This window comes from Sphingobium phenoxybenzoativorans (genome assembly GCF_001757355.1).
In the GTDB taxonomy this organism is placed as follows: domain Bacteria; phylum Pseudomonadota; class Alphaproteobacteria; order Sphingomonadales; family Sphingomonadaceae; genus Sphingobium; species Sphingobium phenoxybenzoativorans.
In genome coordinates this window covers 1-5,924 of record NZ_MINO01000125.1, presented here as the reverse complement: position 1 = coordinate 5,924, position 5,924 = coordinate 1, and the positions used below count along the sequence as shown (strand labels likewise).

Genomic DNA, 5,924 nt, shown 5'->3' with positions numbered 1-5,924 from the left:
GACGTCCGGATATTCCGCCTGCCCGGCATCTATGGTCCCGGCCGATCGGCGCTGGACCGGGTGCGCGAGGGGCAGGCGCGGCGGATCGATGTGCCCGGCCAGATTTTCAGCCGGGTGCATGTGGACGATATTGTCTCCGGGGTGATTGCGGGCTTCGACGGGCCGCCGGGCGCCTATAATCTGGCGGACGACCTGCCCTGCCCCCAGAACCGGATCATCGAGGCGGCGAGCGCGATGCTGGGTGTCGCGCCCCCGCCCCTGCAGACATTGGAAGAAGCCGCCCTGTCGCCGCAGGCGCGCGCTTTCTATTCGGAAAACCGGCGCGTCGCCAACGGGAAGGCGAAACGGGCGCTGGGCTGGAAACCGCTTTACCCGACCTTCGCGGAAGGGCTTGCCGCCTGCCTATGAAGCGGTCTTGGCGCGCATCGCGACGACCATGCCCAGCAAGGCCAGCGCCGCGCCGGCAAGCGCGAGGGGAGACCAGCGATACCCCTCAAACAGCGTCGAGAGCAGCATGGCGATGATCGGGATCAGCACGCTGCTATAGGCCGCGCGCCCCGCGCCGATCTGCTGGATCAGCCGGTAATAGAGCGGGAAGGTCATGACTGATCCGGCAATCGCCAGATACAGCACCCCGGCCAGATAGGTGGGCCGCGTGTCGAACACCGGCGGGCCATGCAGCGCCCAGGCCACTGCCGCATCGGCCAGTCCGCCCAGCAGCATCCCCCATGCTAGGGTGGAGGCCATCGGCAGGCGGCGCGCAATGCCGCTGCCCTGCATGACGTTCGCCACCGACGCCGCCAGCGTGCCGCCGATCCCCAGCGCCATGCCCAGCAGAACCTGATCCGGCGCGACGCCGGACATGCGATATTCATGCAGAAACAGAAGCGCGATGCCGCCGATCGCGATGAACGAGCCAAGGATGAAGGGGCGGCTGACGGCTTCCCGGAAGGCGATCCAGCTCAGCAGGCTATTGGGCACCAGCAGCAGGGCATAGAGCATGGCCACCAGCCCGGAAGTCAGATATATCTCCGCCCGGTAGACGAGGTTGACGTTCAGCCCGAACTGCATCACCCCAACACAGGCGGCAAAGGCCGTGCCGCGCCAGCCGAGCCGAAGCGGAACACGCCGGACATAGGCAAACAGGAACATCGCGGCGGCAGCGATCAGGAAACGATAGGCGACCGACCAGCTTGCCGGAACGTCGCTCACCTGATCGCGGATGACCAGCCAGGTCGAACCCCAGATGAAGGTGACGATGGTGAAGGGGATCAGCACCTTCGCATCGAAGAAATGCGCGGTCCCGGGAGGTTGCGTATCCGTCACAGCGCGGCGATGGCGTCGGCCAGCGGTTGCACATCCTCCGCCCTGTGATGCCATGCGGTCACGAGCCGGGCCGCGCCCTCCCCCCAATCGTAGAAATCATAGCCCAGCGCCCGCAGGCTGGCCGCCTCCGCCGCGGTCACCCGGATGAAGATTTCATTGGCCTGCACCGGATGGAGGCAGCGATCGCCAGCGGCGTCCGCGACCCGCCTTGCGGCGGCATTGGCGGCCTCGCCATTCTTCAGCCACAGATCGTCCGCGATCAGGGCAAGGAGCTGCGCGGCGAGGTAGCGGCCCTTGGACAGAAGATGCCCCGCCCGCTTGCGCCGCCTTTTCGCCTGATCGACAAGGCCGGGCCGGAAAAAGACCAGCGCCTCCGCCGACATGCCGCCATTTTTGGTGAAGCCGAAGGACAGCGCGTCCACGCCCGCCCGCCAGGTGAGATCGGCGGGAGAACAGCCAAGCGACGCCACCGCATTGGCGAAGCGCGCGCCGTCCATGTGGAAACCGATATTCCTCTCCCGGCACAGATCGCCCAGCGCCGCGACCTCTGCGGGGGTATAGACCAGGCCATATTCGGTCGCGTTGGTGATGGTCAGCGCATGGGCCTGCACCTGATGCACATCATCCCGGATGGTGGCCATTTTCGCCCTCAGCACATCGGGCGTGACCTTCGCGCCTTCGCCGGGCACGGCCATCAGCTTCGCGCCATGGGTGAAGAATTCCGGCGCCCCGGCCTCGTCCATCTCGACATGCGCCTCCTCATGACAGAGCACGCCGCCGAAGGGCGGACACAGGGTCGCGAGGGCAAGGCAATTGGCGGCCGTTCCGGTCGGCACCCAGATGGCGGATACCTCCGTTTCGAACAGCGCGGAGAAGGCCGCGTCCAGCCGCCCGCTCCATGCGTCGCCATCATAGGCGGTGTCGAGCGTGTCGGCCGCCATGATGGCCGTCATTACGGCCGGGGAAACGGGGGCGGCGTTATCGGAGAAGAAGCGCATGGATGATGGAGATGCGGCCCCATCACCCATGCGTCAACGGCCAATCCCGAAGGACCGGACTATTTCGCGGACTTCATCGCCTGCACCGCCGCCAGCGTGTTCTTCACATGGTCGACATAGTTCATCTCGCTATGGACATAGGCGATGCGGCCGCTGGGCGCGATGACATAGGAGGTGCGGTTGGTAAGCCCGGCGGGCATGTTCGGCATATTGGGCATGGGCGGCAGCGCGACGTCATAGCCGGAAACGACCGAAGGCCCGGCGGATGCGACGGCGAATTTGTTGGCGCAATCCTGCTTGGAGAAGTCGGCGAGCTTCGCCACCGGATCGGCGGACATGCCGATCACCTCCGCCCCTGCCTTCTTGAACTCGTCAATATGTTCAGCGAATTCGCGCGCCTCGGCCGAGCATCCCTTGGTGAAGGCGGCGGGGAAGAAATAGAGGACGACCGGTCCCTTCTTCAATTCCGTCGAGAGGCGGATCGGGATGACCTTCCCGGCCAGCGCGCCGCGCGTGGCGAAGTCGGGCGCCTTTGCGCCGACGGCGAGCGCGGCGTTGGCGGGGGAGGATGCGAGGGCAAGGGCAGCGGCGGCGGCGGCCGCAAGGTGGAGGCTTTTCATGGGGGGTGTCCTCTGTTCAGGGTTGGGGGGAGTATCAGGATTGCGGGTTGGGGGGTTCCCACAATTCTATGGCGTTTCCTTCGGGGTCGTGGATGCGGGCGAAGCGGCCGGTATCGGGATGATCCCATTCCGCCTTGGTGATGATCGCAATGCCGGCGGCGCGCAAGTCCGCAAGCAGGCCGTCCAGATCGCTGACCCGCAGGTTGATCATGAACGCCTTGTCCGCCGCGAAATACTCCGTGGTCGCGGCGAAGGGCTGAAACACCATCGGCCCGCCCTGCACCATCCAGACCCATTCATTGGCCTGCGCCGCCGGGTCCGACACGCACCCCGCGCCGACGCCCAGATGCGCCTTGTACCAGGCGGACAGGGCGTCCGGGTCGTTCGCGCGAAAGAATAGTCCACCCATCCCAAGAACCGGCATGGCCATTTCCTTTTCGACATCCTACTGTCCCTCTATCATGCGAACAGAGGATGGTCATCGGGAACCGCATCATGATCCTTCGGGTTCCCGAATGATGCGCCTATTCCCCCTCGCCCTTATGCTTGCCCTCGCCGCGTGCGGGCAGCAGGACCGGTCGAACACATCGGATTCGCTGAGCACCGCGATACCCGCGAGCGAGGACAATGCCGGTAATGCGGCCATTGCCGACGACGGCAATGCGTCGAACGCGCTGGACAAGGAAGATAGCGGCTATACCGGCGGCGGTGGCGGCGGATATGCCGGCGGCGCGGCCGGAGCCGGTTCCGCAGGCGCGGCGAAGCCGGGCGCGGCGCAGTCCCGCCCCGTGCGCCCTTCACAGACGGCCGTAACTGCGCGGGACATATTGCCGCCGGGATTTCGCGGTTACTGGGCCGGGCTGAACGAGGATTGCGGCAATCAGCGGTCGGACCTGCGCCTGGTCGTTCTGCCCAAGGAACTGCGCTTCTACGAAAGCGTGGGTAAGGTCACGGCGGTCGAACAGGCCGGGCCGCTGGCCGTGATGGTCGGCGCCAATTTCGAGGGCGAGGGGCAGAACTGGTTCCGCTGGCAGAAATTCACCTTGTCCGCCGATGAGAAGCGGCTGACCGTCACATACCAGAATAATGCCGTCATACGGAAACGCTGCCCCGGAACCGGCGCTTTCTAAAAGCGTGGCCATCGGCCGGAAACGGCCCGGCGATCGCGGGTCGGCGATCGCGGAAATGCGACAACAAACGCGACGGTGTCCGCCATTTTTGCGAAACGCGAGATTTCGATCAATATATTGATATATAAGTATTATCTGATTTTTGGAATCCAACGAAGTCGAAGGTTCCAACAGCTTTAGTCAGGTTGCGACTGCTGCTCCGCCGCCTTCTTGCGATAATGGCGCGCGGCCACCGCCGCCCCCAATATCATCCCGCCGGGGACCAGAAGCATGACGGCCACCCACCCGGCCTTGCGAAGATTTTCCTTTGACATATTGGTAACCATAATCGGCAGAACTGAACATCAGGTTTCCAACCGGCCGATTTTTCGCGAAATAGTGGACGGGGCGCGGAGATTTCTTCTACACCCCTGCCAGTCCCATTCCATCCTGTTCGCGAGATCGTGATGCACCGTCGCCGTCTGGTATCGATTGCCGTCCTGGCCGTGGCGTCGCCGCTGATCAGCTCCGCGAAAGCGCCAACGCCATCGGCGCCGGGCATGATGCGGCTGGACCCCGCTAGCCTGATGGCGACGGCGTGCGGGTTCCTGGCGCCCGCGGGGGAGGCTTCACCGGCTGGCGCGGGCGCGTTTCCCATGCCGCTGATCCCCGGACTGGCGCCGATCCATTATCCCATCGCCACGGCGTCGGCCGAAGCGCAACAATATTTCGATCAGGGCATGGCCCTGCTCTACGGATTTGAGTTCGCTAAGGCGGAGCGCAGCTTCAAGGCGGGCCTGTCCCGCGACGCCAATTGCGCCATGTGCATGTGGGGGGAGGCGCTGGCCATCGGTCCCTATCTCAACAGCGGCCCGTCCGGCGACCAGAGGATCGCGGCTGCGCGGGCGCTGACGGACCGGGCACTGACCGCATCCGCCGCCAATGAAAAGGAGCATGCGCTGATTTCCGCGCTCGCCGTCCGCTATGCGCCGGGCGGGCCGAACCGGGAGAAGGGCGTCCACGCCATCGCCTTTGCCGACGCGATGCGCGACGTGTCGGAACGCTATCCCGACGACGACATGATCATGGTTCTGGCGGCGGAGGCCGCCATGAATGTGCAGCCATGGAATTACTGGAAAGAGGACGGCCTGACGCCGCTGCCCTGGGCGGCGCGCGCGATCGCGCTGGTCGAGCGGGTGCTGGCGCGCAACCCCGACCAGCCCGAAGCGCAGCATCTCTACATCCACCTGACCGAAGCGTCGCACACGCCCGGCCGGGCGGAGGCGGCGGCCGACCGGCTGCTGAACGAAGCCCCGGCGTTCGCGCATCTGGTCCATATGCCCAGCCACACCTATTACCGCATCGGCCGCTTTGACGATGCGATCAGCGCCAATGAGCGGGCGGTCGATGTCGATGAGGCCATGGCCCGGAAATTGCGCGAGGACCCGAAATTTTACGGCTATTTCGTGCATCACAACCATTTCCTGACATCGGCCGCAGAGCAGATCAGCGACCGGACGGTCGCGCTGCGCTCCGCCGCCAATCTGGAAGCGGCGATCTCCCCCGATCAGGCGGCGAAATCCGCCTATATCGAGGCGCGGTTCATCACTGCGTTGCAGGCGCGGGCGCAATTCGCCGGAGACCTGGCCGCATTGATGGCGATGCCCGCGCCGGACGCGCGCCTGAAAACGGCTGGACAGGTGTGGCGGGCCTTGCGCGCGGAGGGCCTGGCCCGCGCTGGCCGGACGGCGGACGCCAAGCGTGAGATCGCCGCCATGCGTCAGGCGCGCAAGGGCGCGAAGATCGACCGGGAGCTGCAACCGCTGATCACGCTTGCCGAAACCATCGCGCTCTCGCGGATAGCGGAAAGC

General features: G+C 65.3%; 8 protein-coding genes. 3 read left to right on the top strand and 5 right to left on the bottom strand.

Annotated features, from left to right (window positions below):
• A partial coding sequence (locus BHQ40_RS23685) for a Rossmann-fold NAD(P)-binding domain-containing protein (protein ID WP_494338034.1) occupies positions 1–408 on the top strand: 408 nt, incomplete at its 5' end.
• Here BHQ40_RS23685 and BHQ40_RS23680 read toward each other — a convergent pair.
• The 4 genes from BHQ40_RS23680 to BHQ40_RS23665 are packed head-to-tail and all read right to left on the bottom strand — an operon-like array spanning position 403 to position 3,368.
• Positions 403–1,326 carry a DMT family transporter gene (locus BHQ40_RS23680; protein ID WP_070158178.1) on the bottom strand — a complete coding sequence of 308 codons (924 nt, stop codon included), beginning with the start codon at positions 1,324–1,326 and terminating at the stop codon, positions 403–405. The two genes, BHQ40_RS23685 and BHQ40_RS23680, sit on opposite strands and share 6 nt — an antisense overlap.
• Positions 1,323–2,324 carry a threonine aldolase family protein gene (locus BHQ40_RS23675; protein WP_070158177.1) on the bottom strand — a complete coding sequence of 334 codons (1,002 nt, stop codon included), beginning with the start codon at positions 2,322–2,324 and terminating at the stop codon, positions 1,323–1,325. The genes BHQ40_RS23680 and BHQ40_RS23675 overlap by 4 nt, the downstream gene beginning before the upstream one ends.
• A gap of 59 nt (positions 2,325–2,383) precedes the next feature.
• Positions 2,384–2,944 (bottom strand): peroxiredoxin, encoded by a 561-nt coding sequence (locus BHQ40_RS23670; protein ID WP_070158176.1) that lies wholly within the window; start codon positions 2,942–2,944, stop codon positions 2,384–2,386.
• A gap of 34 nt (positions 2,945–2,978) precedes the next feature.
• A complete protein-coding gene (locus BHQ40_RS23665; protein ID WP_070158175.1) occupies positions 2,979–3,368 on the bottom strand; it encodes a VOC family protein in 390 nt (129 codons plus the stop codon).
• 91 nt (positions 3,369–3,459) lie between these two features.
• Here BHQ40_RS23665 and BHQ40_RS23660 point away from each other — a divergent pair, with 91 nt between their 5' ends.
• Positions 3,460–4,074, top strand: a complete 615-nt coding sequence (locus BHQ40_RS23660) for a hypothetical protein (RefSeq protein ID WP_070158174.1) — start codon at positions 3,460–3,462, stop codon at positions 4,072–4,074.
• Between the two features lie 176 nt (positions 4,075–4,250).
• Here BHQ40_RS23660 and BHQ40_RS26400 read toward each other — a convergent pair whose 3' ends face one another.
• On the bottom strand, positions 4,251–4,388 hold the full coding sequence (locus BHQ40_RS26400; RefSeq protein WP_171905947.1) for a hypothetical protein: 138 nt from the start codon (positions 4,386–4,388) through the stop codon (positions 4,251–4,253).
• A gap of 132 nt (positions 4,389–4,520) precedes the next feature.
• On the opposite strand from BHQ40_RS26400, the gene BHQ40_RS23655 reads away from it, so the two are divergent.
• On the top strand, positions 4,521–5,924 hold a 1,404-nt coding region (locus BHQ40_RS23655), incomplete at its 3' end, for a hypothetical protein (protein WP_070158173.1).